Source organism: Cryobacterium sp. TMT1-3 (assembly GCF_004402315.1).
Classification (GTDB): Bacteria; Actinomycetota; Actinomycetes; order Actinomycetales; family Microbacteriaceae; genus Cryobacterium; species Cryobacterium luteum.
This window is the reverse complement of the sequence record NZ_SOFW01000006.1, coordinates 337,240-360,446: the sequence shown is the minus strand read 5'-3', so window position 1 is coordinate 360,446 and position 23,207 is coordinate 337,240. Positions and strand designations below refer to the sequence as shown.

Sequence of the window (23,207 nt, the reverse complement as noted above, 5' to 3'; positions counted from 1 at the left end):
ACTGCGCCTATGTCTACTGAGCCCAGGGTTGATCTGCTGACCGGGCAACCCAGTCCGCCCCGATCGATGCGCCCGTTCCGCCGCTCCCTCTGGATACTGGTCGGTGGCCTCGTCGCCGCCTGCGCCGCGCTCATCGCCGTCAACCTGGTCAGCGGCCCCCGCCTCACCGCCGTCGACATCGACAGGGCCGCCGTCGTGTCGTCCGCCAACGCACGCCTGGTGCTTGCGACGAACCGACAACTCGAGGAGGTCACCCCTGAACAGATCAGCATCGAGCCCGCCACGACGTTCCAGGTGACGACGAGCGCAAACTCGGTCGTCATCTCCTTTTCCCAGCCGCTGGCTTACAACACCGACTACGCGGTCGCCGTGCGCGGGGTCACCGGTACGGCAGTCAATCGGGACTCAACCCTCACCGCAAAATTCAGCACGAGTGAACCCTCGCTGTACTATCTCAGTCGCGCGGCCCCGTCAGCGGATGCCGGTGCCCGCGCCGCCGACCGCATTCTGCGCACCACGACCGGTTCAGCAGACACCGACGTGGCCTTTGCTTCCCCGAACATTCAGGAATTCGTCCCGATCGGCAGCGAACTCGCCGTGGTCACGGTCAACTCCGAGCAGGGCAGTTCCGAGCACGGTGGTTCTGACTTCACGAATGCGCTCTACCGTGTCGACGCCGACGGCGCAGCCGAAGCCCTCAACCTGCCCGGCGCCGGCCTCGTGCACGACCTGCAGGCCGCGCCTGGCCAGTCGCTGCTCGGCTTTCGATTCGATAGTGCAGCGGATGCCCCCGGCCCGCACTACGACAACGTGCTGTTCGTGCTGGACCTGCGCACCAATGCGGCCACGGCGGTTCTCGACGTCGACGGCGATCCGCTCAGCGTCACGACCTGGGGCTTCATGGCCGGTCGCGCCGACATCGTCGCCCAGCAGTACGACTCCACCATGATGCTGATCAATCCGCTCGATCAGTCCGGTGGCAACCCCCTGGAAAACGAGCCGGAACTCGACCCACCGGTTCCGCTCGGGCAATTCGCCAACCTCACCGCGTTCGCACCCGACGGTGTGCGCGTCGCCGTCTCCGACCGTGACGGTCAGTATATGCTCGACCTGTCGCAGGGCACCGAGTCCATCATTGTGCCGCAGAGCGTCGTGGGCACCACGCGGTATACCGCCGAACTCCGGTTTCTCGCCGGGGGAGCAGACGGTACAGATCCCAACGGCTACGTGCAGCGGGTCGCCGAGTTCGACCCGGCCACCGGTGCCGTGCGCCAGTACCTCTCCCTCGTGCAGAACGGTGAGGCGCGCACGGTCTATGCGCCGGCATCCGCTTCGGAAACGATCGTCGGTTTCGAACTCTCTCCAAACGACCAGTTTCTGGCCGTGCAGATTGTGCCGAACCGAAACACCGAAGTCTCCGACGGTTATCCCGTCAATTCCCAGGCAGCGGATGCGACCACCCTGTTCGTGAACGTCGCCACCGGTGAGATTCGCCGCAGCGTGCTCGGGTTCGATACCAGCTGGCACTAAGGCGGCGGGGCGCCCTGGCGCTCGCGCCGTTCCCGAGCGCTCACCCGCAGACCGCTGGAGCGCAACCGCACGATCATCTCGCGAAAGGTCACCGGCAGCGCCCCGGCCGCGACCAGATCGGCGTAGCGCGCTTCGGGCACGTCATAGTGGTCCAGATCGAAACCACGCCGGGGAATCTCGGCGGCGACCGCGAAAGCGTGCAGTTCCTCGAGATGTGAGTCGCTCACAAGGTGCGCCCACACCGTACCGTGCGCCGGCCAGCTAGGCTGGTCGATAAGTATTGCCATGATCGAAGTCTACGAGCCGCACTGTGTTTCATCCGTGGTTCAGACACGCCGTGCCGTTGGTTTGACCATGGGTAGCGGATCAGGTAAAGTCAACCCTTGGTGTGCGTTAGAAAAATAAACGCAAAGACCAGGGTTTTCTGAGTGCGCTGGGCCAGCCGGTCCGTGTACTGCAGTGAATACAGCAGACAAGTCAGAGCAGTGAGATTCCAGAATCGGAAATCCTCGGGCTCCCCAGAGATTGGTACGTAAAGTGGTTTACGCAGTTGTGCGCGCCGGAGGGCGGCAGGAGAAGGTAGAGGTCGGTACCATCGTGACGATGGACCGCATCAAGGCTGACAAGGACGGCAACGTCGAGCTGGCCGCCGTGCTTCTCGTCGACGGCGACAAGATCACCTCTGACTCTACGTCGCTGGCCAAGATCAAGGTCACCGCCGAGGTTTTGAACAACCTTCGCGGCCCGAAGATCGTCATCCAGAAGTTCAAGAACAAGACCGGGTACAAGAAGCGTCAGGGGCACCGTCAGGAGCTCACTCGCGTTCAGGTTACCGGCATTATCTAGGCCTGAGGAGATAGACAGATGGCACATAAAAAAGGTGCGAGTTCCACTCGCAACGGTCGTGACTCGAACGCCCAGCGTCTCGGCGTAAAGCGCTTCGGCGGTCAGGTTGTCGGCGCGGGCGAGATCATCGTTCGTCAGCGCGGCACGCACTTCCACCCCGGCGTCAACGTTGGCCGTGGCGGCGACGACACGCTCTTCGCCCTCGAAGCCGGCTCCGTGCAGTTCGGTGCCAAGGGTGGCCGCAAGGTCATCAACATCGTGGTGGCGGCCGAGTAGGTTCGCATAATTTGATCGTCAGGGCGGGCTTCGGTCCGCCCTGACGTGTTTGTCCGTCGAACGATTTTCTGCACGATCTTGTAGTTTCACCGCATTCGTTTCATAGCACCTCTGTTTTGAAGCATTTCTTGCGCCACCTGAAAGGGGCACTCCATGGCCACATTCGTTGACCACGTGACGCTGCATTTACGAGCGGGCAATGGAGGAAACGGATGCGTTTCGGTCAAACGTGAGAAGTTCAAACCCCTCGCCGGCCCCGACGGTGGTAACGGCGGCGGCGGCGGAGACCTGGTTCTCGTCGCCGACCCGAGCACGACCACCCTGCTCGGCTACCACCGTTCGCCACACCGCAGCTCCGACAATGGCGGCCCCGGAATGGGCGATCACCGCAACGGCCACAACGGTGAGATGCGTGAACTCATGGTTCCCATCGGCACCGTGGTCAAGGACGTGGAGGGCAACCAGCTCCTCGACATGAACGAACCCGGGCTGCGCCTCATCGTCGCGCCCGGTGGCCAGGGCGGGCTCGGCAACGCCGCCCTCGCCTCGACCAAGCGCAAGGCTCCCGGCTTCGCCCTGCTCGGCACGCTCGGCTGGGAAGGCGACGTCTACCTCGAACTCAAGACCGTCGCGGACGTTGCTCTCGTCGGGTACCCGTCCGCCGGCAAGTCGAGCCTGATCGCCGCAATGAGCGCCGCTCGGCCTAAGATCGCCGACTACCCCTTCACCACCCTGCACCCCAACCTCGGCGTTGTCGAGTCGGGTGAGTCGCGCTACACTATCGCCGACGTGCCCGGCCTGATCGAGGGCGCGAGCGAGGGTAAAGGCCTCGGCCTTGAATTTTTGCGACATGTGGAACGCTGCACGGCCCTGCTGCACGTTCTGGACTGCGCCACGCTCGAGCCCGGCCGCGACCCGATCAGTGACCTCGACGTCATTCTCGGTGAACTCGACGCCTACCCGGTACCCGAGGGCCAGAAGCCGCTGCTGCAGCGCTCCCAGCTCATCGCCCTGAACAAGATCGATGTTCCCGAAGGCCGCGAACTGGCCGCTTTCGTCAAGGCCGACCTCGAAGCCCGCGGGTACCGCGTGTTCGAGATCTCCAGCGTCACCCACGAAGGGCTCAAGCAACTCAACTACGCCCTCGCCGAGGTCGTTGAGCAGGGCCGCGCCGAGGCTGCCGCAGCCGAAGCGAAGAAGCCGCGCATCATCATCCGTCCCAAGGCCGTCGACGAGGGTGGCTTCGTCATCAAGGTCGAGGGTGGCACCTTCGGCAACATTTACCGCATTCTGGGCACGAAGCCGGAGCGCTGGATTCAGCAGACCGACTTCACCAACGACGAGGCCGTCGGCTTCCTCGCGGACCGACTCGCCAAGCTCGGTATCGAGAACGAGCTGTACAAATCCGGTGCCGTCGCGGGTTCGACCGTCATCATCGGCCCGGGCCACGGTGTCGTGTTCGACTGGGAGCCCACTCTCACGTCGACCGCCGAGCTCATCACCGCTCCCCGCGGCACCGACGCTCGCCTCGACGAGCCCAAGCGCCGCACCAGCAACGAACGTCGCGAAGAGTACTTTGGCCGGATGGACGCCAAGTCGTCGGCCCGAGCCGAACTCATTCGTGAGCGCGAAGCGGGCATGTGGCAGACCGGCGAAGAGGAATACAACGAAGATGTGCGTCTTGCCGATGTGGAGCTGACCGCCGATGGGGGAGTCGCCGACACCGCGCCGACCGACACCGCGCCGACCGACACCGCGCCGACCGACACCGCGCCGACCGACACCGGAGCAGAAGCCGACGCCGAACTCGAAACCGATACCGAAACCGAAGTTGGCGGCGACACAACGAAAGAAGTTCAGAAGTGAGTGGCTTAGCCAGAGACAACGTAGCGGGCGCGAAACGTGTCGTTGTGAAGGTCGGGTCCTCCTCGATCAGCGGCGAGAATTCCGACCAGATCACCCCCCTCGTTGACGCCCTGGCCGAGGCCTACGGTCGCGGCACCGAGGTCGTGCTGATTTCGTCGGGCGCCGTCGCCACCGGTATGCCCTTCCTCAACCTGGAGGAGCGACCCAGCGACGTTGCCACCCAGCAGGCGGCGGCCGCCGTCGGGCAGAACGTGCTGATCTTTCGCTACCAGGAAAGCCTCGACCGCTACGGCATCGCGGCCGGCACCGTGCTGCTCACCGAGGGCGACGCCCTCAAAGAACCGCACCGCAGCAACACCCGTCGTGCGCTGGAACGCCTGCTCGACCTGCGTATTTTGCCCGTCGTCAACGAGAACGACACCGTGGCCGTCTACGGTTTGCGGTTCGGCAGCAACGACCGCCTCGCGGCGCTCGTCGCGACCCTCATCCACGCTGACCTGCTGATCATGCTCAGCGACGTCGACGCGCTCTACACCAAGCCGCCGCACCTGCCGGGGGCGGAGAAACTCGATTTCATTGCCGCCGACGACCCGCTCGATGGCTTCGAATTCAGCTCCAGCGGAGCAACCGGCGTCGGAACCGGGGGAGCGAGCACCAAGGTCGTCGCTGCTCGCCTCGCCACCAAGGCCGGCACCGCCGTTCTGGTCACCTCAACCGAACTGGCCGCTGCCGCTCTTCGCGGCGATAATGTAGGNAGGCCGGCACCGCCGTTCTGGTCACCTCAACCGAACTGGCCGCTGCCGCTCTTCGCGGCGATAATGTAGGCACCTGGTTTGAGCCGACGGCCAGCGAAGAGCGGCGCGCACTGCTCTAATTACTGCAGCGGCGATCATGTTGGCACCTGGTTTGAGCCGACGGCCAGCGAAGACCGGCGCGCACTGCTCTAATTACTGCAGCGGCGATCATGTTGGCACCTGGTTTGAGCCGACGGCCAGCGCCGAGAGTCGCGCGCTGCTCTGATCAGGCGTGCGGGTCGGCTGCGCTAAACTGCCGATGGTCGCACTACGCGTCCAGAATTCTTGCCGGAGGGCCAGTTGCTTGTGGGGTTGCGCGTCGTCAATGGTTTCAGCGTGAGTATCGTCGGCCGAACCAGCCTCCGCCGATGAGGGCCCAGTCGCAGCACGCCGTTCGTTCGGCGGCACGCATTGTCGTCAAGGTCGGTTCCTCCTCGATCAGCGGTGAGAATGCCGGGCAGATCGCACCGCTCGTCGACGCCCTCGCCGAAGCGCACAGCCGCGGCACCGAAGTCATTCTGGTGTCATCGGGCGCGATTGCGATCGGCATGCCGTACCTGCAACTGCAGGAACGGCCGACCGACCTGGCCACCCAGCAGGCAGCGGCATCCGTTGGCCAGAATCTGCTGATCTTTCGGTACCAGGACAGCCTTGACCGGTACGACATCGTCGCCGGACAGGTGCTGCTCACGGCGAGCGATCTCGACAATGCCACCCACCGCGGAAACGCCCAGCGGGCGATGGAACGCTTGATGGCGCTGCGGATCCTGCCGATCGTGAACGAGAACGACACGGTGGCGACGCACGAGATCCGATTCGGCGACAACGACCGGCTTGCCGCCCTCGTCGCCATCCTGATCGGTGCCGACCTGCTCGTGCTGCTCAGCGACGTCGATGCCCTCTACACCTGCCCGCCGCACCTGCCCGGCGCCGAGCGCATCAGCCACGTCGCCTCCGGTGATCCGCTCGTCGGTATGGAATTCGGCGCGACCAAGGTCAACGGTGTTGGCACCGGGGGAGCCAGCACCAAGATTTCGGCCGCCCGGATCGCCGCTCAGGCCGGTACCGCCGTGCTCGTCACCGCGACCGGGCTGGTGGCCGAGGCACTGCGCGGAGAACCGGTCGGAACCTGGTTCGAACCATCGGCCGCACCGTCAGCCCTCCGTCTGCCTTAGCCGGCCGAAATAGTCCCTGCCCATGCCCTCCGGTAAACTGGAGGGCATGTTGCAGTCATTGAACGATGTCGCCCAGCTCACGCCCACCCTCGAGGCCGCCCGCACCGCCTCGCTGTCGCTCGCTTCCGCACCGACACAGGTGAAAAACGCAGCACTCAAACTGGTCGCTCAGTCGCTGCGCGACCACGTCGACCAGATCGTCACGGCTAACCAGGCCGATCTCGCAGCCGGGGCCACCAACGGTCTCACCGCCGGCCTGCTCGACCGTCTCAAGCTCGACGCGCCGCGCATCGCCGCCCTCGCCGACTCCGTCGAACAGATCGCCCTGCTGACCGACCCGGTCGGTCAGGTCGTGCGCGGCAGCAGCCTGCCCAACGGCATCAAGATCAGCCAGGTGCGTGTTCCCTTCGGCGTCATCGGCGTCATCTATGAGGCTCGCCCCAACGTCACCGTGGACCTCGCCGCCCTCGCGCTGAAGAGCGGCAATGCCGTTGTGCTCCGCGGCGGCTCAGCCGCGGAGAACAGCAACCGAGTGCTCGTTGATCTCGTGCAGGCGGCCCTCACCGCGGCCGGGCTCAACCCCGACTCGGTGCAGACTATCGATCCCTTCGGCCGTGCCGGAGCCACTGAGCTCATGAAAGCGCGCGGCTACGTCGACGTGCTCATACCGCGGGGAAGTGCGAACCTCATCCAGACCGTGGTGACTGAGTCCCAGGTGCCGGTCATCGAGACCGGTGCGGGCGTCGTGCACGTGTTCCTCGACGAGTCGGCGACAAAGCAGTGGGCGATCGACATCGTGCACAACTCCAAGACTCACCGGCCGAGCGTCTGCAACGCCCTGGAAACTCTGCTCGTGCACCGCAGCGCGGCCGAACGACTGCTTCCCGATGTGCTGGCCAAGCTCGCGGCATCCGGTGTCACCATTCACGCGGATGCTCGCGCGCGCGCCCTCTATCCCGCCGCGGTCCCGGCAACCGATGACGACTGGGGCACGGAACACATGAGCCTGGACATCTCGGTGGCGATCGTGGATTCGCTCGACGAGGCCATCGAGCACATTCGTCGCTATTCCACCGGGCACACCGAGTCGATCATCACCAACGATCTGCAGAACGCCGAGCGATTCCTGAACGAGGTCGATTCGGCGGCGGTCATGGTCAATACCTCGACCCGGTTCACCGACGGCGGCGAATTCGGCTTCGGCGCCGAGGTGGGCATTTCCACCCAGAAGCTGCATGCCAGAGGGCCCATGGGTTTGCCCGAGCTGACCAGCACAAAATGGATCGTGCGCGGCACGGGACAGGTGCGTGCCTGAGTTCGGACGACGCCGGGGTCCGGCTAGAATAGGGCGACGGCGTGAGCCGTCAGGCCCGCGACCCGTCGCAGCCGCCTCAAGCCGCGCCTGACCCCGTGGCCCGTGAATGGAGAACCGATGTATTTTCTGAGTGCCGTGCTGACCGAGGTCGAGCACATCGCCCTCCCGTTGCCGCTCATCGTCTACCCGATGGTCGCCGCCGTGCTGTTTCTGGCCCTCGGCGTTGTGCTGTGGAGCTTTCGCGAGGTCGCCAACCGCCACAGCGGCAAGGCTGACGCCTACGCCGCAGCGCACGGCGGACACAGCGGTACGTCCACTTCCGGTGGCCACTAGAAGCCTGGTCTTACCGTGACAGTTCGACGGCCGCGCATCGGCGTAATGGGCGGAACGTTCGACCCCATTCACCATGGGCACCTCGTTGCTGCCAGTGAGGTCGCGCAGAGTTTTGACCTCGACGAGGTCATTTTCGTGCCGACCGGCCAGCCCTGGCAGAAGAGCGGGGTGACCCGCGGCGAACATCGGTACCTGATGACCGTGATCGCAACCGCGTCCAATCCGCGGTTCACCGTGAGTCGAGTCGATATCGACCGTGTGGGGCCGACGTACACCATTGACACGCTGCGCGACCTGCACGAGGAACGGCCCGGCGCGGAGCTGTTCTTCATTACCGGAGCGGATGCGATCACCCAGATTCTCGGCTGGAAAGATGTGCGCGAGCTCTGGCAGCTGGCGCACTTCGTCGCTGTGAGTCGTCCGGGCCATGAGCTGAGCGTTTCGGGTTTGCCGAACCAGGACGTAAGCTTATTGGAAGTTCCGGCACTGGCTATTTCGTCCACTGACTGCCGGGCACGGGTCAATCGGGGATTCCCGGTCTGGTATCTGGTTCCCGACGGGGTCGTCCAGTACATCTCAAAGCATCATCTGTATCGGAGTGTGGCATGACGTTGGGAGACCCTCAGCCGCTCAGCCGACGTCAGGCGCGTGAGCGTGCCCGCAGCCAGGGTGACGACGGTGTCCTCGTCAACGAGGCCATTCCCACGCTGGACGTTCCGGTGCTGGCTCCGGCCGCGCTTCGCCCGGCATCCTTCGCTGCATCAACCTCGGCGTCATCACGACGTTCGAGTCGGCACCATTCCATTTCCGAGTCGGACGCCGAGGCTGAGTCGCCGTCGATCGAGGCCACAGAGCCAGCACACCCGAACGAGCCCACCGCGGTGAGTTCGGCGCCGCACATCCTGAGCCGCCGGGAACTGCGCGCCCTGCACGCGCGGGAAGAACTGGCAAAGCCCGACGCTGCCCCGGCCGCAGCTGCACCCTCAGATTCCGAGCTGGTCGAGGCGGAGCTGATCGAGCCCGAGCCGACCCAGTCCACCGCTGCTCCGCTCGTTGAACCCGAACAGATGTATGCCGAACCGATCGCGGCTGAACCGATCGAGCCCGAACCGATCGTGCCCGAACCGGTCGTGCCCGAACCGATCCGGCCGCACGAGGAGCGGTCCAGTGCGACTTCCGCCTGGACACCGCCCATCGGGCACTGGTCCGTCGACGCGGATACACCGCGGGTCGATCTGTCGCAGCCCGACCAGTCGCTCGACGAACTGATCAACCGCGGAATCGGGGCCGGTGGCATTCCCACCACCACGAATGCGCTGATTCTGCCATCCATACCCCACCAGCCCAGCAGTGCAAGCCCAATCTCCAACACCGGTGAGATCATGATCACCGGGTCGTTCGATCTGCCGCGCAGTCTTGGTTCGACCGGTGCTCACCCGAACCTGTTTGATTCGTCGGAGATGGACCACATGATGGACCAGCTCGACGCCGATCAGCTGGGTGGGGATTCGGCTCCGGTCAGCGCAAGTCGTGCGGTTAGCACCCACGCTTCCACACGGGGCATGTTGACCCCGCCGAAGAAACAGCGCGCGTCGCTTCCCATGATCTCGGTCATCGCAACGGCTGTTCTGGCGGTCGGCGTACTGGCGCTGTTCGTCATCGGCTATCTCTCGGGCGCTTACTAGTGGCCTCCGGTACCCGCCCCACCCATTTCTGCTTCGCGAGCCTATGTGGCTCGCCGTCGTTGTTTCCCCTTATCATCGCCGCGAGCGCATTCACGCCCCGGGGCACAATCTCAAGGATTCATTCATGACCACTTCACCTCACGCACTCGAGCTGCTCTCCATCGCTGTCGCCGCCGCCGACTCGAAGGGAGGAGAAGACCTGGTTGCCCTCGACGTCTCGAACCCGCTTCCCCTGGCCGACATCTTCTTCATCGTCACGGGGCGCTCCGAGCGCAACGTCGTCGCCATCGCCGGTGAGATCGAAGACAAGCTCATCGAGGCCGGCCATAAGCCGCTGCGCCGCGAAGGGCGCGCTGCCGGCCGCTGGGTGCTCGTGGACTTCGGCGACCTGGTTGTTCACGTCTTCCACGAGGAGGAGCGTCAGTACTACTCCCTCGAGCGCCTTTGGAAAGACTGCCCGGTTATCCCGACCGGTATCCCGTCGAAGGTGGCGGCAGAAAACGCGGCCGACGCGGTCTCCGATGAGGTCGCGGAGTAGCTTTGGTTTCGCAGATCACATTCTGTGTTGTAAGCTAACAAAGTTGTTTCGGAGAGATTCGGAACAGCAATCTGGGTCCGTGGCGCAGCTGGTAGCGCACCTGCATGGCATGCAGGGGGTCAGGGGTTCGAATCCCCTCGGATCCACCAAAGAAGAAGTAGCCCCGACAATGTCGGGGTTATTTTTTTGTGCCTGCGACGCTGTGCTAAATATTCTTTCCGATATTTTTTCGGAGCGGATGCTGCGGAACGTTCGGGAAACCGCGCAGGAAGCAGAGCCGACCTGTGGGCGGTGCCGGAAAGGTGGAGGCAAAAAGAAATATCGCGTGGCGGGTATCGCAAAAGCGGTATGGCCAGCGATAATTCGTTAGTGGCTAATGCCACATGCGAATGTATCCATCCCGAATGTATTCGACACCCCATTGGAGAATTTCAGAATGAAGAAGACCACGGTTCAACTGCTGGATGACCTTGACGGCACCGTTATCGAGAATGGCTCCGGAGCTACCGTTTCGTACACGTTTGACGGAGACTCCTATGAGATTGATCTGTCCGCAGAAAACCTCGCTGAATTTCGCGCGGCCGTGAAACCGTATATCAACGTATCGCGGCGCGTGGGTTATGTTCCCGCCAAGCCGCGCGCTGCCGGTTCGGCCGGTTCCGACCGCGCCGAGCTGCAGGCCATCCGGGCCTGGGCGGCCGCCAACGACGTTCAGGTGTCCGATCGCGGGCGCATTGCGGGAACCGTACGCGAGGCCTACGCAAACGCTCAGGCCAAGTAGAGGCCCGCAGGCTCCAGCCTTCCTGAGCTCAGCTTCACCGGCCATGAATCACCAGGATGAACGGTGTCCCTGCCTGAGCGGGGACACCTATTCGGTGTGCTGCGCACGTTTTCATATCGATGCAGCCCAATCGCCCACAGCCGAGTGGCTTATGCGTTCGCGGTATAGCGCCTTTGCCTACGGTGACGTACAGTATCTGCTGAAATCGTGGCATCCGCTCACCAGACCGGAGCGACTCGAATTGGATGCGGCGATATCGTGGCGGCGGCTCGATATCGTGCGCACCGAACGCGGCGGTCTGCTCGATAACGCAGGAGTCGTGGAATTCATCGCTCATTACCGGGAGAACGGAATTGCAGCACAGCAACACGAAGTCAGCCGCTTTCGCAAAACTGACCACCGGTGGTATTACCTTGATTCCTTGCCGGATAGTTCGGCCGTTTAGTTCCTTGGAGGTGACCTCCCAGAAAGCGGGCTTAGATTGGGGTGCATGTCTGAGCATCTGTCCCGGGATATGGCCAGCGGAAGCGATCCGCGGCATCCGGTGCGTCGTGTTCTGCGTCGCACGCGTGCCTGGGTAGACGGGCACCCCTACCTGCTGTTCGCTTATCGCCTTGGCGTTGGGCTGCTCGGCACGATCATCATCGTGATCGGCGTCGTGCTCATTCCCCTGCCGGGTCCCGGCTGGCTCATCGTCTTTCTAGGCCTCGCCGTACTTGGAACGGAGTTCGCCGCGGCCCGTCGGGTGGGCGAATTCTTCAAACGCATCGTGACGCGGGCGTGGGCGTGGTGGCGAGCTCGCCGCGAGCGCCGGGTGTCGAGCTCCGCCTGATGCCCCCGGGTGAGGTACCGCCGAGAGAGCCGGGCCGTCAGCGACCGAAGTGCAGAGCCGGGGCGCTGAAGAAGAGCGATGCCAGCAAGGCCACGTAAACGATGACGAAGATCGCCGGAGTGACGTAGCGCACGACATTCACCCACCGAGCCATGGCCACGACGCATCGGGCGAGCGAGCCGGGTGTTTCCAGGGCGCGCAGGTCGGCGATGACGGCAAGCCCCTCATTCGCGGCGGAAATCTGCGCGAGTGCACCGAAGATTCCCGACGCCAGCAGAATACCCGCCGCGGCAATGCGCACGCTCAGGTCGGCGGTCGGGAGGCCGAGGGCGAGAAAGCCGACGATGGCAGTCAGGAGAAAGGTCGGGGCTGCCTGAGACGCGATGATGTGCGCCCGCGCTTTGACCCAGTGGCCGATGAGCTCAGATTCTGTCATGGTGACTCCCGTCCTCGTGGCGCCGCCGATGGCACCACTCCATTCTTGCAGGGCCGGGCATTCTTGCAGGGCCGGGCCTTTTTCGCGGGGTGGGGCCCGGGTGACCGGATATGTCAGCGGATGCCTGTAGCGTATTCTCCAAGCGCGATTCGGTCACCCGCAGCGCGGTGCTGTGTCGCTGCTCGTGCATTGACCGTGTCCCACCTTCTTTTCGAGGAGTCTCATGGAAACCTGGCCCGGAACCGCCTATCCCCTCGGCGCAACCTTCGACGGGAGCGGAACAAATTTCGCCCTGTTCAGCGAAGCCGCCCAACGCGTCGAATTGTGTCTCATCGACGAAAACGGCGGTGAGACGCGCATCGAAGTGCGCGAATCATCTGCTTATATCTGGCACTGTTACCTGCCGCTCGTGCAGCCGGGCCAGCGCTACGGCTATCGGGTACACGGCGACTACAACCCGGCGGCCGGTAACCGGCTGAACCCGAGCAAGCTACTGCTTGATCCTTATGCCAAGGCGACGACCGGTGCCATCGACTGGGACCCGTCGTTGTTCTCCTACGACTTCGACGACCCCGACTCGCCCAACAATGAGGACTCGGCCGCGCACATGATGCTCGGCGTGGTCGTCAACCCGTTCTTCGACTGGACCGGTGACCGGTCCTTGCGCACGCCCTACAGCGAGTCGTTCATCTACGAGGCTCACGTCAAGGGCCTGACCAAACTGCAGGACTCCGTGCCGGAGTCGCAGCGGGGCACCTACGCGGGCCTGGCGCATCCATCCGTCATCGACCACCTGCAAAAGCTGGGCGTGACCGCCATCGAACTGATGCCGGTGCACCAGTTCGTCAACGACGGCGCCCTGGTGGAGCAGGGCCTCAACAACTATTGGGGCTACAACACAATCGGATTCTTCGCTCCACACAACGCGTATTCCTCCACCGGTGACCTCGGCCAGCAGGTGCAGGAATTCAAGGGCATGGTGCGCAGCCTGCACACTGCGGGCATCGAGGTCATCCTCGACGTGGTCTACAACCACACCGCCGAGGGCAACCATATGGGGCCGACCCTCTCGTTCAAGGGCATCGACAACGAGGCTTACTACCGTCTGATGGACGACGACAAGCGCTACTACATGGACTACACGGGCACCGGAAACACCCTCAACGTTCGGCACCCGCACGTGCTTCAGCTCATCATGGACTCGCTTCGCTACTGGGTGCTCGAGATGCACGTCGACGGCTTTCGGTTCGATCTGGCCAGCGCCCTGGCCCGCGACCTATACGAGGTCGACAAGCTCTCGACCTTCTTCGAGCTCGTACAGCAAGACCCGATCGTTTCGCAGGTCAAGCTCATCGCCGAGCCGTGGGATGTCGGCCCCGGAGGCTACCAGGTGGGCAATTTCCCCTCCCAGTGGTCGGAATGGAACGGCAAGTACCGCGATACCGTGCGCGACTTCTGGCGCGGCGAACCGTCTACCCTCGGCGAATTCGCCTCCCGAGTAGCCGGATCAGCCGACCTCTACGAACACTCCGGCCGCCGCCCGATGGCCTCGATCAACTTTGTCACCGCCCACGACGGCTTCACCATCGCCGACCTCGTCTCGTACAACGAGAAACACAACGATGCCAACGGCGAAGACAACAACGACGGTGAGTCGCACAACCGGTCGTGGAATTCCGGCGTGGAAGGGACCACGGATGATCCCGAGATTCGGGGACTGCGCGCCCGACAGGCACGCAATTTCATCGCCACCCTGCTCCTGTCGCAGGGGGTGCCGATGCTGCTGCACGGCGACGAGTTGGGCCGCACCCAGCTGGGCAACAACAACACCTACGCGCAGGATTCCGAACTGACCTGGGTGCACTGGGCTGACGCCGATGGGCCGCTGATCGAATTCACGGCCGCTGTTTCCCGCCTGCGCCGCGAGCACCCGACATTTCGACGCAGCCGGTTCTTCGACGGGCGCCCGGTGGAGCGGCTGGCTGACGAATCGTTGCCCGACATCGTCTGGCTCAACACCGATGGTGAACCGATGGTGTCCGACGACTGGGATCAGAACCATGCCAAGGCGGTCGCGAAGTTCCTCAATGGCAACGGCATCCGCGAGCGTGACGTGAGGGGTCAGGACGTCGTCGACGTCAATTTTCTGCTGTTGTTCAACGCTGATGCCGGCGACGTCGAGTTCACTCTGCCACCCGACGAATACGCCCCGGCCTGGGAAATCGTCGTCGACACGGCCGGTGAAGGAGCGGATGCGATCGCCCGTCCGGCGGGAGCCATCCAGACCGTGGCTGGCCGCTCCCTCGTGGTGCTGCGCGCCTATCACGAGCCCGAAGTCGCGCCGGATCACTCGGTTGCGGCCTCACTGGCCAACGCCACAGGCCTGATCACCCTGCCCGGACCCAGCTGAGGCCGGGCCGGTGACCTTCGACACAGATTCAACGGCGACGGGACCCGTGGCCGTCCCGCTCTCCACCTACCGCCTGCAGATCACGGCGGGCTTCGACCTCGATGCCGCCGCGAGCCTGGTCGGCTACCTTCGCGATCTCGGCGCCGACTGGATCTACCTGTCGCCGCTGCTGCAGGCCGAAGCCGGATCCGACCACGGGTACGACGTCGTGGACCACTCAGTCGTCGATCCCGAACGCGGTGGGGCGGAGGCGCTCGACCGACTCTCTGGGGCTGCGCACCGGGCCGGGCTCGGCGTGCTCGTCGACATCGTGCCCAACCACATGGGAGTCGCGACGCCGCGTCACAACTCGTGGTGGTGGGACCTGCTGCAGAACGGCCAACAGTCGCGCTACGCCGAGGCCTTCGACGTTGACTGGGCGTTCGGGCACGGAAAGATTCGCATCCCTGTACTCGGAGATGGGCCTGCCGAGCTCGACCGGCTGGAGCTCGTCGACGGCGAATTGCGCTATTTCGACAACCGCTTTCCCGTCGCCGCTGGAACCGCCGACGACGGGGCGAGCCCGGCCGAGGTACACGAGCGTCAGCACTACGAGCTCGTGAACTGGCGTCGGGCCGACGCCGAGTTGAACTACCGCCGCTTTTTTGCCGTGAACAGCCTCGCCGGTATCCGGGTAGAGGTGCCGTGGGTATTCGAAGAGTCGCACCGCGAGATTCTGCGCTGGCTGCGGGAGGGTCTTGTGCAAGGGCTGCGGGTCGATCATCCCGACGGCCTCGCCGATCCGGCCGGTTACCTCGAAGCACTGCGCCTGGCCACGAACGGCTGCTACGTGCTGGTGGAGAAGATTCTGGAGGGGCCCGAGCAACTGCCAACGAGCTGGGCAACGGCCGGCACGACCGGATATGACGCCCTCGCCGACGTCGACCGGGTACTCGTCGATCCCGCTGGGCGAGACGCCCTCGACGCCCTCGAATCCCGCCTGCACGGCGATCCAGCCGCCACCTGGGCGACTCTGGTCTATCGCAACAAACGCGACGTGGCCGACGGCATCCTGCACTCCGAGGTACAGCGCATCGCCCGGCTCCTGCCCAACAGCGCGGCAGATGACGTCATTGCCGACCTCACCGCCGAGGCCCTGGCCGACCTGCTGGCCTGGTTTCCGGTCTACCGCTCCTACCTCCCGCTGGGGCTGGAGAGCCTGCAGGAGGCGGCGCGCCGATCGGCCGCCCACCGCCCGGAGCTTGCGGCTGAGCTCAACCGGCTGTTGCCGCTCCTCGGCGACCCGGGGCATCCGGCCGCGATGCGCTTTCAACAGACCTCGGGCATGGTGATGGCCAAGGGCGTCGAAGACCGCGCCTACTATCGGTTCAGCCGGCTGACCTCGCTCAATGAGGTCGGCGCCGATCCCGACGAGTTCACGGTGACTCTTGCCGAGTTCCACCACCGACAGCGCACCCGGCAGGCCGGATTTCCACACTCCATGACGACCTTGTCGACCCACGACACCAAACGTGGCGAAGACGTGCGAGCGCGCATCTCGGTGCTCGCCGAGATCCCCGCCGAGTGGGAGGTAGCCCTGGAACAGCTGCGGGCGGCGCATCCGCTCGGGGATGCGCCCTTCGAGAACCTGCTGTGGCAGGCGATCATCGGCGCCTGGCCGGCCGGCCGGGAACGACTCTCGGCCTACGCGCTCAAGGCGGCGCGCGAGGCCGGCACCTCCACCACCTGGACGAGCCAGAACATCGAATTCGAAACCAAACTCGACCACCTCGTCACGGCCGTCACCGAGCCCGGTCCCACCCGCGACCTCGCTACCAACCTGGTCTCTCGGGTGCAGCCGGCCGGCTGGAGCAATTCGCTCTCGCTCAAACTGATGCAACTGACCATGCCGGGCGTACCCGACGTATATCAGGGCAGCGAGCTCTGGGAATCTTCACTCGTCGACCCCGACAACCGGCGCTCGGTCGACTATGAGTTGCGCCAGCGGCTGCTCGCCCGCATCGACAGCGGATGGCTCCCTCCGGTCGATGAGACCGGCGCAGCCAAACTATTGGTCACGTGCCGGGCACTGCGCCTGCGGCGCGATTGGGCAGAGCTCTTCACCCGCTACGCCGCCGTGCCCGTTTTCGGAGCAGCCGCCACCCATGCCGTGGCGTTCGATCGTGGAGGAGCGATCACCCTGGCCACTCGGCTACCGATCGGACTGCTGGCCGGTGGTGGCTGGGGAAACACAACGATCGGCGTCGCCGGACGCGGCTACATGGACGTGCTCACCGGGGAACGTTTCACGGGTCCGATCCTGCGCGTCGCCGACCTGCTCGCGCGTTACCCGGTGGCGCTGCTGATCCCCGCCGAAGGCAATCGACGCGCCACCGACACTCCCACAGGACGACACGCATGAACGATCAGAAATTCGCCGTCTGGGCACCCGACGCGCACGCCGTGCAGCTGCAGCTCGGCCCCGACCGGCTCGACCTAGCGGCGCGAGACGATGGGTGGTGGGAGCTGCCGGAATCCGCTCGCCCGGCCGTCGCGGGTGAGCCGACCGTCGATGTCGATTACGGATTCATCGTTGACGGTCGCGGACCGTTTGCCGACCCTCGGTCGCGGCGCCAGCCCGCCGGGGTGCACGCACTCTCCCGTACGTTCGACGCCTCGGCCCACATCTGGCACGACGAGGGCTTCACCGGTCGACAGCTGGCCGGTACCGTAATCTACGAGTTGCATCTGGGAACGTTCACCCCGGAGGGCACCCTCGAAGCAGCCGCCGGTCGGCTCGACCACCTGCAGTCAATCGGCGTCGACTTCGTCGAGCTGTTGCCGGTGAACGCCTTCAACGGCACCCACAACTGGGGTTACGACGGCGTGCTCTGGTATGCCGTGCACGAGGGCTACGGCGGACCAGCCGCGTACCAGGACTTCGTCGACGCCTGCCATCAGCACGGCATCGGCGTCATCCAGGACGTCGTGTACAACCACCTCGGGCCCAGCGGCAACTACCTGCCGCAGTTCGGCCCGTACCTGAGCGAGGCCGCCGGCAACACCTGGGGTTCCTCGCTCAATCTCGACGGACCGCACTCCGACCCGGTGCGTCGCTACATTCTCGACAACGCGCTGATGTGGCTCGGCGACTACCACGTCGACGGCCTGCGCCTCGATGCGGTGCACGCGCTGCGCGACGCGAGCGCCACCCACCTGCTCGAACAGCTCGCTGTCGAGGTCTCCGCGCTGAGCGCCGAAACCGGGCGGCCGCGCACTCTGATTGCCGAATCCGACCTCAATGACCCTCGGCTCGTGACACCGCGCGAGGCCAATGGCTATGGCCTCGACGCGCAGTGGAGTGACGACTTTCACCATGCCGTACACGTTGCTCTCACCGGTGAAACCACCGGTTATTACGCCGATTTCGAGCCACTCGACGCCCTCGCCAAGGTGCTCACACACGGGTTCTTCCACGACGGCACCTACTCGAGCTTTCGCGAGCGTACCCACGGTCGACGGATCGATCTCGAACGGATGCCCACCTGGCGGCTCGTCGTCGCCTCCCAGAACCACGACCAGATAGGCAATCGGGCCGTCGGTGACCGGCTCAGCAGCCAGCTCGACTCCGGTCAGCTGGCGATTGCGGCGGCGTTGACCCTGCTCGGCCCGTACACGCCAATGCTGTTCATGGGCGAAGAATGGGGAGCCTCCACGCCGTGGCAGTTCTTCACCTCCCATCCCGAACCGGAGCTCGGTACCGCCACCGCAACCGGCCGTATCAGTGAGTTCGCCCGCATGGGCTGGGATCCGGACCAGGTGCCCGACCCACAGGATGAGCAAACCTTCGAGCGGTCCAAACTCGATTGGAGTGAAGCCGCCGAACCCGAGCACGCGCGCCTGCTCGGGTTCTACCGTGAGCTCGCCGTGCTGCGTCGGGCGCAGCCGGATTTCACCGACCCCCGGTTCGATCAGATCGCGGTGGAGTTCGATGCGGCTGCCGGCTGGTTGCGGCTGCACCGTGGCGGCACCAAGATCCTCATCAATCTCGGGGCCCAGTCGACTCAGATTCCGGCCGGGCGGGGTGACATTCTCGTGTCCTTCGCCACGAGCGGTGAAGCCGTGCAGGGCCGGCTGCCCAATGCTCTGCTGTTGGCCCCGCACTCGGTCGTCGTGCTCGCTTGAGCTGTTTCAACGACGCATCCAGTCTGGCAAGATAGGGCTGAAAGCTGCACCCGCGGCCGGTGAGGATGCACCTGTGGATTCGTTTCTCTCGGCGACGACGACCGCCGCGCTCCAGCGGCTGCTGACCCTGCAAGCGGATGCCGACGGCTCGCCCCTGGAACGGCTGCGCGCCATCCGCTCGCTGCAGACCGCGCTCGAGCAGGACCCGGCGACGCTCGTGGCCGTTCGTGACGCCGTTTTGGCGAAGACATCGTGGAACGAGATCGCCGCTGCAACCGGTCTCAAGGCTCCGGCAGCTAAGTGGCGCTGGGGCGGCAGCGACGAAGAGATCAGCGCCCGCCTGGCAGCCGGTCGCAAGCGATCAGTTCGGCCGAGCAGCGTGCCGACGGACCTGCCCGGCCTGTCGGTCGCCGAGGCCGCGGCCGCCCGTGGGGTCAGCGCCCAGGCGATCTACCTGCAGGTGCGCCGCGGCACCCTGGTCAGCCGCACCGTTACGCTGCCCGACGGTCGCAGCTACAAACGCGTCTTCCCGGCCGGCGCGCCGGATGCCGGCCCAGACACTGTTGCAGCCTCTGCCGCCCCTGGCTCCTCACCGTCGGCTGCCCCTGAACCTGCCGCCGGCTCCTGACCGGCCTGCTGCCGACCACTGCCGCGTTCTACCGCCATTTGCCCCGCCCGATCTCAACGGAGATGTCCCACCATGACCCACAACCCTGCCCCCACCACCCTCACGATCGACCGCCGCGCCGACCGGGTGCACGTTGAGCTGAACCGTCCCGACGTGCGCAACGCGATCGACCAGACCATGATCGACGAACTGCACGCGGTCTGCGCCGAGCTGGAGCTGCAGCCGCGTATCCTCATCATCAGCGGCGCCAACGGCGTCTTCGCCTCCGGCGCCGACATCGCCCAGCTGCGCGAACGCCGCCGCGACGATGCCCTGCTCGGCATCAACTCCGGACTGTTTTCGCGTATCGCGCAACTTCCGATGCCCGTCATTGCCGCGATCGACGGCTGGGCGCTCGGCGGCGGGGCTGAGCTCGCCTACGCGGCCGACTTCCGCATCGCGTCGACGAGCGCGCGGCTGGGCAACCCCGAGACGGCGCTCGGCATCCTGCCGGCCGCCGGCGCGCTCTGGCGCCTGGCCGAGCTCGTCGGAGAGCCGGTGGCCAAAGAGATCATCCTCGCCGGGCGCATTCTGAGTGCCCCCGAATGCCTCGCCGTGCACCTGGTTACCGAGGTGCACGATCCGGAGGATCTGCTTGCTGCCGCACACGCTCTGGCGGATCGCATCGGTGCGCAGGATCCCCTCGCGACCCGCCTGGCCAAGGAAGTCTTCCACGCGCCGCGGGCGGCGCATCCGCTCGTCGACAACACAGCCCAGTCGATCCTGTTCGAGTCCGAAGCCAAGTTCACCCGCATGGATGCCTTCCTCGCCCGCCGCAAGCGCTGAGCCGATTCAGGAGTACCCGCGTGAGGGCGCGTCTGGCAGCCGAACACCGTCGTGCACGATCGCCTACCAACGGATTTGACCTCGGGGTGAATTCAGGAAATTCGGTCCGTCGCGATCTCGGCGCCGCACTGATCCGGGCTCGTCTGGCTGTCGCCCGGGCGATTTGCTGAATTCACCACGGGCCACGCTCGTGATTAGATGAAGTGGTTGCGGACCGATTCGTCGGCGCGCACCTGATCGGGGGAATCATGACACTGGTGAATAGTTCGGCGCCCACCCGCTCGCGGGACGTAGCAGCAGCGGCAACCCTTTGGCTGCCCGTCGTGGCGGTGGTCGTCACGTGGTTGCTCTGGATTGATCGGCTTCCCAGCGTGCTGCCGAGGCAGTGGGGGAGTGACGGCGCGGTCAGTTCGACGATCCCCACGTGGGCTATGGCCGTGATTGCGTTCGGGGTGAGCCTGGGTGCTGCGATTCTTGCGACCGGCTGGCTTCGCGAGCGCCGTGCCCCGAATCGGCGCCAGGTCTACGTCGGGCTCGGCTTCGCCGCCGGCCTTGCCTCCTCGCTGTGGCTGATGACGGCCGGTATCACCATCGACGCCGGCGATGCCGAGCCCAAACTGGGTGCCTGGCTTCTGCTCACCTTCGCTGCCTGCGGCTATGGAGCGCTACCGTACTTTTTGGCGCAGAAATGGATGCCCCCGGTTTTACCTGAACCGCCGACAACAGAAAACGACAACTCAAAAATCGACCTGTCCATGCCCTGGAGCACGCTCGTGACGAGTCCGGTGATTGCCGTCATCGGCGGTGGCGTCGTGCTGGGCGGGGCAGTGGCCATCTTCGTGCTGCTGACCGATGCGCAGCAGACGCTCGCGGCCAGCGTTATGACGGGGGTGGTCGTCGGTGTGATCCTACTGGTGACGCTCGTCTTTGTGCAGGTTCGGGTCACCGTCGACGGTCGTGGGCTGAGTGTGGTGTCGCGGCTGTTGGGCATCCGTTTGAAGAAGGTCTCGCTCGACCAGGTGGAGTCGGCGTTTGCCGACACCGTGAGCGCGCTGCAGTACGGCGGCTGGGGCTACCGCCTGACGAGCGGGCGCACGGCCGTGGTGATGCGAGGTGGGCCGGCCCTCGTGGTCAACCTGCGCCGCGGCAACCAGTTCGCGGTGACGGTCGACGAGCCGCACACCGCCGCCGCCCTGCTGAACGCACTGAGGGCTGCGAACCCGTCGGTGCGCTAGTCCCGGGCCCACCCTATGGCCCGGGGCCCAGTCTATAAACTGGGCCCGTGGACGGGGCCCGGGCCCCGTCCGCAAGGCGGGGGTCAGGGAGTCGCGGAGGTCGGGCGGGCCACCTCGTAGCCGCCGGCGGCGTAGATCGTCGTGAAGTCGACTCCGGGATGCAGCGCCGCCGCCACGACCTGCGCCGACGTCCACTCCGCGGGCAGGCCGCCAGCCGAAAGGTCGATCACGAGGTAGTCCGGCAGCGGATTGGGGTTGCCGAGCCAGTAGACATCCGTTCGTTCCACGAGATAGTTCATGAGCCCGATATCCGATTCGACCACGGCCCCGTCGGGCACGACGCGCAGCGCGGCCGTCGCGGCGGCTGCGCGAGGCGTCGAAAAATTGGCTGGTACATCCGTCAGTTTGAACAGCGGCAGTGTCGTGGCGAGCACCACGGCGGCCACAATCGAAACGGATGCCGCCTTCCGTCCGAATCCGCGCAGCCAGCCCCGCCGACTGCCGCGGGCGAGCACGATACCGTCGAGGGCGGCGGCGAACACGATCGGCATGAGCACCGCGCTGTACTGCCAGGTGGGACCCCAATAGCCGGAATTGTCTGACAGAAAGCGCCAGGCGAGCGTCGGTACCAGCACGAGCATGAGCGGCGACCGAACCGCGATCAGACCACCAGCCACCAGGAGCAGCGCCAGGGTCACGCCCTTTTGCGGCTGCAGCAGCGCGGCCGGATTGGTCAGAATAGCCAGCAGGTCGATGCTGCTCGAATAAGCCCAGGCCCCGTTCGGGTTGAGCAGCGGCAGAATCAGCAGGCTGGCCAGCGCGAACCAGCCGACACCCCAGACGGCCAGCCACACTCCGAGCGGATGCCGGCTGCGCACGGCCAGCACGATGCCGAGGGCGGCGACGGTGAGCCCGAGGTCTTCCTTCACGAACACCAGCGGCATCGCCCACAGCATCGAGGCCACCCACTTGCGCAGCAGAAAAGCGGTCAGCGACAGGGCCAGCAGCGGCACGGCGAAGGCGATCTCGTGGAACTGCGCCTCCACCGCGCCCTGCAGCCCCCAGCTGAACGCGAACGCCAACCCGAACAGCGTGCCGGTGGTAGACCCGAGCAGACGAATGGCTGCAGAGGTCAGGGCAGCAGCGGCGAGGCCGAACAGCGCGTTCTGCACCACCAGAAGGGTGAAGGCGTGCGGAAACACCGTGAACACCGGCCCGAGGAGGACCAGAAGCGGATGAAAGTGGTCACCGAGCAGGTTGAAACCCTCGCCCTTGATGGTGACGATCGGCGCCTCGAGGGCCGCGTATTGCCGGGCGAGCTGGGTGAAGATGCCGAGATCCCACGAGGGAGCGGCCAGACTGCGCCACTGCAGCGCCGAAAAGACGCTGTACAGCGCGGTCGTCATCAGCCCGACCGCTGCGGGTACGAGGAGTGGCCGAAGCTGCCCGCCGCGAAATCCCCTCATTCGACCACGCTAACGCACCCGCGCGGCTGACCATGTAGCGATACAGGACCTTTGGCCCTGTTCCGCCGGTCA

General features: G+C 65.2%; 23 protein-coding genes and 1 tRNA gene. 21 read left to right on the top strand and 3 right to left on the bottom strand.

Going from position 1 to position 23,207, the window contains the following annotated elements:
* The first annotated feature begins 9 nt into the window (after nt 1-9).
* On the top strand, nt 10-1,530 hold the full coding sequence (locus E3O25_RS02240; RefSeq protein WP_134360331.1) for a hypothetical protein: 1,521 nt from the start codon (nt 10-12) through the stop codon (nt 1,528-1,530).
* On the opposite strand, the gene E3O25_RS02235 is transcribed toward E3O25_RS02240, so the two are convergent.
* Entirely contained in the window at nt 1,527-1,817 is a 291-nt protein-coding gene (locus tag E3O25_RS02235; protein WP_092110786.1) for a DUF4031 domain-containing protein, read from the bottom strand. The two genes, E3O25_RS02240 and E3O25_RS02235, sit on opposite strands and share 4 nt — an antisense overlap.
* A 250-nt stretch (nt 1,818-2,067) precedes the next feature.
* Here E3O25_RS02235 and rplU point away from each other — a divergent pair, with 250 nt between their 5' ends.
* The 14 genes from rplU to E3O25_RS02165 all read left to right on the top strand — a co-directional run bounded on the left by rplU (nt 2,068) and on the right by E3O25_RS02165 (nt 11,971).
* Nucleotides 2,068-2,376, top strand: coding sequence for a 50S ribosomal protein L21 (rplU, locus tag E3O25_RS02230; RefSeq protein WP_092110784.1), 309 nt, complete (start codon nt 2,068-2,070; stop codon nt 2,374-2,376).
* 18 nt (nt 2,377-2,394) lie between these two features.
* Nucleotides 2,395-2,652, top strand: a complete 258-nt coding sequence (gene rpmA, locus E3O25_RS02225) for a 50S ribosomal protein L27 (RefSeq protein WP_035836705.1) — start codon at nt 2,395-2,397, stop codon at nt 2,650-2,652.
* 153 nt (nt 2,653-2,805) lie between these two features.
* Entirely contained in the window at nt 2,806-4,518 is a 1,713-nt protein-coding gene (obgE, locus tag E3O25_RS02220; RefSeq protein WP_134360330.1) for a GTPase ObgE, read from the top strand.
* Entirely contained in the window at nt 4,515-5,342 is an 828-nt protein-coding gene (proB, locus tag E3O25_RS02215; protein WP_134360329.1) for a glutamate 5-kinase, read from the top strand. Before obgE ends, proB (E3O25_RS02215) begins: the two co-directional genes overlap by 4 nt.
* A gap of 338 nt (nt 5,343-5,680) precedes the next feature.
* Nucleotides 5,681-6,487, top strand: coding sequence for a glutamate 5-kinase (gene proB, locus E3O25_RS02210; protein ID WP_092110779.1), 807 nt, complete (start codon nt 5,681-5,683; stop codon nt 6,485-6,487).
* Between the two features lie 46 nt (nt 6,488-6,533).
* Nucleotides 6,534-7,802: a glutamate-5-semialdehyde dehydrogenase gene (locus E3O25_RS02205; protein ID WP_092110777.1), complete on the top strand. Its 1,269-nt coding sequence runs from the start codon at nt 6,534-6,536 to the stop codon at nt 7,800-7,802.
* Nucleotides 7,803-7,919: 117 nt separating this feature from the next.
* The gene (locus E3O25_RS02200; protein ID WP_092110775.1) at nt 7,920-8,135 is read left to right on the top strand and encodes a hypothetical protein; all 216 of its coding nucleotides are present in this window, start codon (nt 7,920-7,922) and stop codon (nt 8,133-8,135) included.
* A gap of 15 nt (nt 8,136-8,150) precedes the next feature.
* Entirely contained in the window at nt 8,151-8,744 is a 594-nt protein-coding gene (nadD, locus tag E3O25_RS02195; protein ID WP_092110773.1) for a nicotinate-nucleotide adenylyltransferase, read from the top strand.
* Entirely contained in the window at nt 8,741-9,820 is a 1,080-nt protein-coding gene (locus tag E3O25_RS02190) for a hypothetical protein (protein ID WP_092110771.1), read from the top strand. Before nadD ends, E3O25_RS02190 begins: the two co-directional genes overlap by 4 nt.
* Nucleotides 9,821-9,944: 124 nt before the next feature.
* Nucleotides 9,945-10,358 (top strand): ribosome silencing factor, encoded by a 414-nt coding sequence (gene rsfS, locus E3O25_RS02185; protein WP_092110769.1) that lies wholly within the window; start codon nt 9,945-9,947, stop codon nt 10,356-10,358.
* Between the two features lie 73 nt (nt 10,359-10,431).
* Nucleotides 10,432-10,507, top strand: a tRNA-Ala gene (locus E3O25_RS02180).
* A gap of 287 nt (nt 10,508-10,794) precedes the next feature.
* The gene (locus E3O25_RS02175) at nt 10,795-11,139 is read left to right on the top strand and encodes an Lsr2 family protein (RefSeq protein ID WP_092110767.1); all 345 of its coding nucleotides are present in this window, start codon (nt 10,795-10,797) and stop codon (nt 11,137-11,139) included.
* Nucleotides 11,140-11,182: 43 nt separating this feature from the next.
* Nucleotides 11,183-11,584: a YchJ family protein gene (locus E3O25_RS02170; protein WP_092110765.1), complete on the top strand. Its 402-nt coding sequence runs from the start codon at nt 11,183-11,185 to the stop codon at nt 11,582-11,584.
* A 45-nt stretch (nt 11,585-11,629) separates the two neighbouring features.
* On the top strand, nt 11,630-11,971 hold the full coding sequence (locus tag E3O25_RS02165) for a TIGR02611 family protein (RefSeq protein WP_092110763.1): 342 nt from the start codon (nt 11,630-11,632) through the stop codon (nt 11,969-11,971).
* A gap of 37 nt (nt 11,972-12,008) precedes the next feature.
* Here the strand turns inward: E3O25_RS02165 and E3O25_RS02160 are convergent, their stop codons facing one another.
* On the bottom strand, nt 12,009-12,407 hold the full coding sequence (locus E3O25_RS02160; protein ID WP_092110761.1) for a hypothetical protein: 399 nt from the start codon (nt 12,405-12,407) through the stop codon (nt 12,009-12,011).
* A 223-nt stretch (nt 12,408-12,630) separates the two neighbouring features.
* Here E3O25_RS02160 and glgX point away from each other — a divergent pair, with 223 nt between their 5' ends.
* The 6 genes from glgX to E3O25_RS02130 all read left to right on the top strand — a co-directional run bounded on the left by glgX (nt 12,631) and on the right by E3O25_RS02130 (nt 21,669).
* The gene (gene glgX / locus E3O25_RS02155; protein ID WP_092110759.1) at nt 12,631-14,817 is read left to right on the top strand and encodes a glycogen debranching protein GlgX; all 2,187 of its coding nucleotides are present in this window, start codon (nt 12,631-12,633) and stop codon (nt 14,815-14,817) included.
* A 46-nt stretch (nt 14,818-14,863) separates the two neighbouring features.
* Nucleotides 14,864-17,218, top strand: a complete 2,355-nt coding sequence (gene treY, locus E3O25_RS02150; RefSeq protein ID WP_134360400.1) for a malto-oligosyltrehalose synthase — start codon at nt 14,864-14,866, stop codon at nt 17,216-17,218.
* Nucleotides 17,215-18,981: a malto-oligosyltrehalose trehalohydrolase gene (treZ, locus tag E3O25_RS02145; RefSeq protein ID WP_134360328.1), complete on the top strand. Its 1,767-nt coding sequence runs from the start codon at nt 17,215-17,217 to the stop codon at nt 18,979-18,981. The genes treY and treZ overlap by 4 nt, the downstream gene beginning before the upstream one ends.
* A 73-nt stretch (nt 18,982-19,054) precedes the next feature.
* Complete coding sequence (locus tag E3O25_RS02140) at nt 19,055-19,609, top strand: hypothetical protein (protein WP_134360327.1); 555 nt, start codon at nt 19,055-19,057, stop codon at nt 19,607-19,609.
* A 72-nt stretch (nt 19,610-19,681) separates the two neighbouring features.
* Nucleotides 19,682-20,434 carry an enoyl-CoA hydratase/isomerase family protein gene (locus tag E3O25_RS02135; RefSeq protein ID WP_092110753.1) on the top strand — a complete coding sequence of 251 codons (753 nt, stop codon included), beginning with the start codon at nt 19,682-19,684 and terminating at the stop codon, nt 20,432-20,434.
* Nucleotides 20,435-20,682: 248 nt separating this feature from the next.
* The gene (locus E3O25_RS02130) at nt 20,683-21,669 is read left to right on the top strand and encodes a hypothetical protein (protein ID WP_134360326.1); all 987 of its coding nucleotides are present in this window, start codon (nt 20,683-20,685) and stop codon (nt 21,667-21,669) included.
* A gap of 83 nt (nt 21,670-21,752) precedes the next feature.
* Here E3O25_RS02130 and E3O25_RS02125 read toward each other — a convergent pair whose 3' ends face one another.
* The gene (locus E3O25_RS02125; RefSeq protein ID WP_134360325.1) at nt 21,753-23,135 is read right to left on the bottom strand and encodes a DUF2079 domain-containing protein; all 1,383 of its coding nucleotides are present in this window, start codon (nt 23,133-23,135) and stop codon (nt 21,753-21,755) included.
* Nucleotides 23,136-23,207 lie beyond the last annotated feature (72 nt).

What these genes read in the sequence shown, in the direction of transcription:
- treZ (WP_134360328.1), top strand. Translation starts at nt 17,215, where the DNA reads ATGAACGATCAGAAATTCGCCGTCTGGGCACCCGACGCGCACGCCGTG.
- E3O25_RS02200 (WP_092110775.1), top strand. Translation starts at nt 7,920, where the DNA reads ATGTATTTTCTGAGTGCCGTGCTGACCGAGGTCGAGCACATCGCCCTC.
- E3O25_RS02160 (WP_092110761.1), bottom strand. Translation starts at nt 12,407, where the DNA reads ATGACAGAATCTGAGCTCATCGGCCACTGGGTCAAAGCGCGGGCGCAC.
- proB (WP_092110779.1), top strand. Translation starts at nt 5,681, where the DNA reads ATGAGGGCCCAGTCGCAGCACGCCGTTCGTTCGGCGGCACGCATTGTC.
- E3O25_RS02240 (WP_134360331.1), top strand. Translation starts at nt 10, where the DNA reads ATGTCTACTGAGCCCAGGGTTGATCTGCTGACCGGGCAACCCAGTCCG.
- E3O25_RS02235 (WP_092110786.1), bottom strand. Translation starts at nt 1,817, where the DNA reads ATGGCAATACTTATCGACCAGCCTAGCTGGCCGGCGCACGGTACGGTG.
- E3O25_RS02170 (WP_092110765.1), top strand. Translation starts at nt 11,183, where the DNA reads ATGAATCACCAGGATGAACGGTGTCCCTGCCTGAGCGGGGACACCTAT.
- E3O25_RS02205 (WP_092110777.1), top strand. Translation starts at nt 6,534, where the DNA reads ATGTTGCAGTCATTGAACGATGTCGCCCAGCTCACGCCCACCCTCGAG.
- E3O25_RS02125 (WP_134360325.1), bottom strand. Translation starts at nt 23,135, where the DNA reads ATGAGGGGATTTCGCGGCGGGCAGCTTCGGCCACTCCTCGTACCCGCA.
- obgE (WP_134360330.1), top strand. Translation starts at nt 2,806, where the DNA reads ATGGCCACATTCGTTGACCACGTGACGCTGCATTTACGAGCGGGCAAT.
- E3O25_RS02190 (WP_092110771.1), top strand. Translation starts at nt 8,741, where the DNA reads ATGACGTTGGGAGACCCTCAGCCGCTCAGCCGACGTCAGGCGCGTGAG.
- E3O25_RS02135 (WP_092110753.1), top strand. Translation starts at nt 19,682, where the DNA reads ATGACCCACAACCCTGCCCCCACCACCCTCACGATCGACCGCCGCGCC.
- rpmA (WP_035836705.1), top strand. Translation starts at nt 2,395, where the DNA reads ATGGCACATAAAAAAGGTGCGAGTTCCACTCGCAACGGTCGTGACTCG.
- rsfS (WP_092110769.1), top strand. Translation starts at nt 9,945, where the DNA reads ATGACCACTTCACCTCACGCACTCGAGCTGCTCTCCATCGCTGTCGCC.
- E3O25_RS02165 (WP_092110763.1), top strand. Translation starts at nt 11,630, where the DNA reads ATGTCTGAGCATCTGTCCCGGGATATGGCCAGCGGAAGCGATCCGCGG.
- glgX (WP_092110759.1), top strand. Translation starts at nt 12,631, where the DNA reads ATGGAAACCTGGCCCGGAACCGCCTATCCCCTCGGCGCAACCTTCGAC.
- E3O25_RS02175 (WP_092110767.1), top strand. Translation starts at nt 10,795, where the DNA reads ATGAAGAAGACCACGGTTCAACTGCTGGATGACCTTGACGGCACCGTT.
- E3O25_RS02130 (WP_134360326.1), top strand. Translation starts at nt 20,683, where the DNA reads ATGACACTGGTGAATAGTTCGGCGCCCACCCGCTCGCGGGACGTAGCA.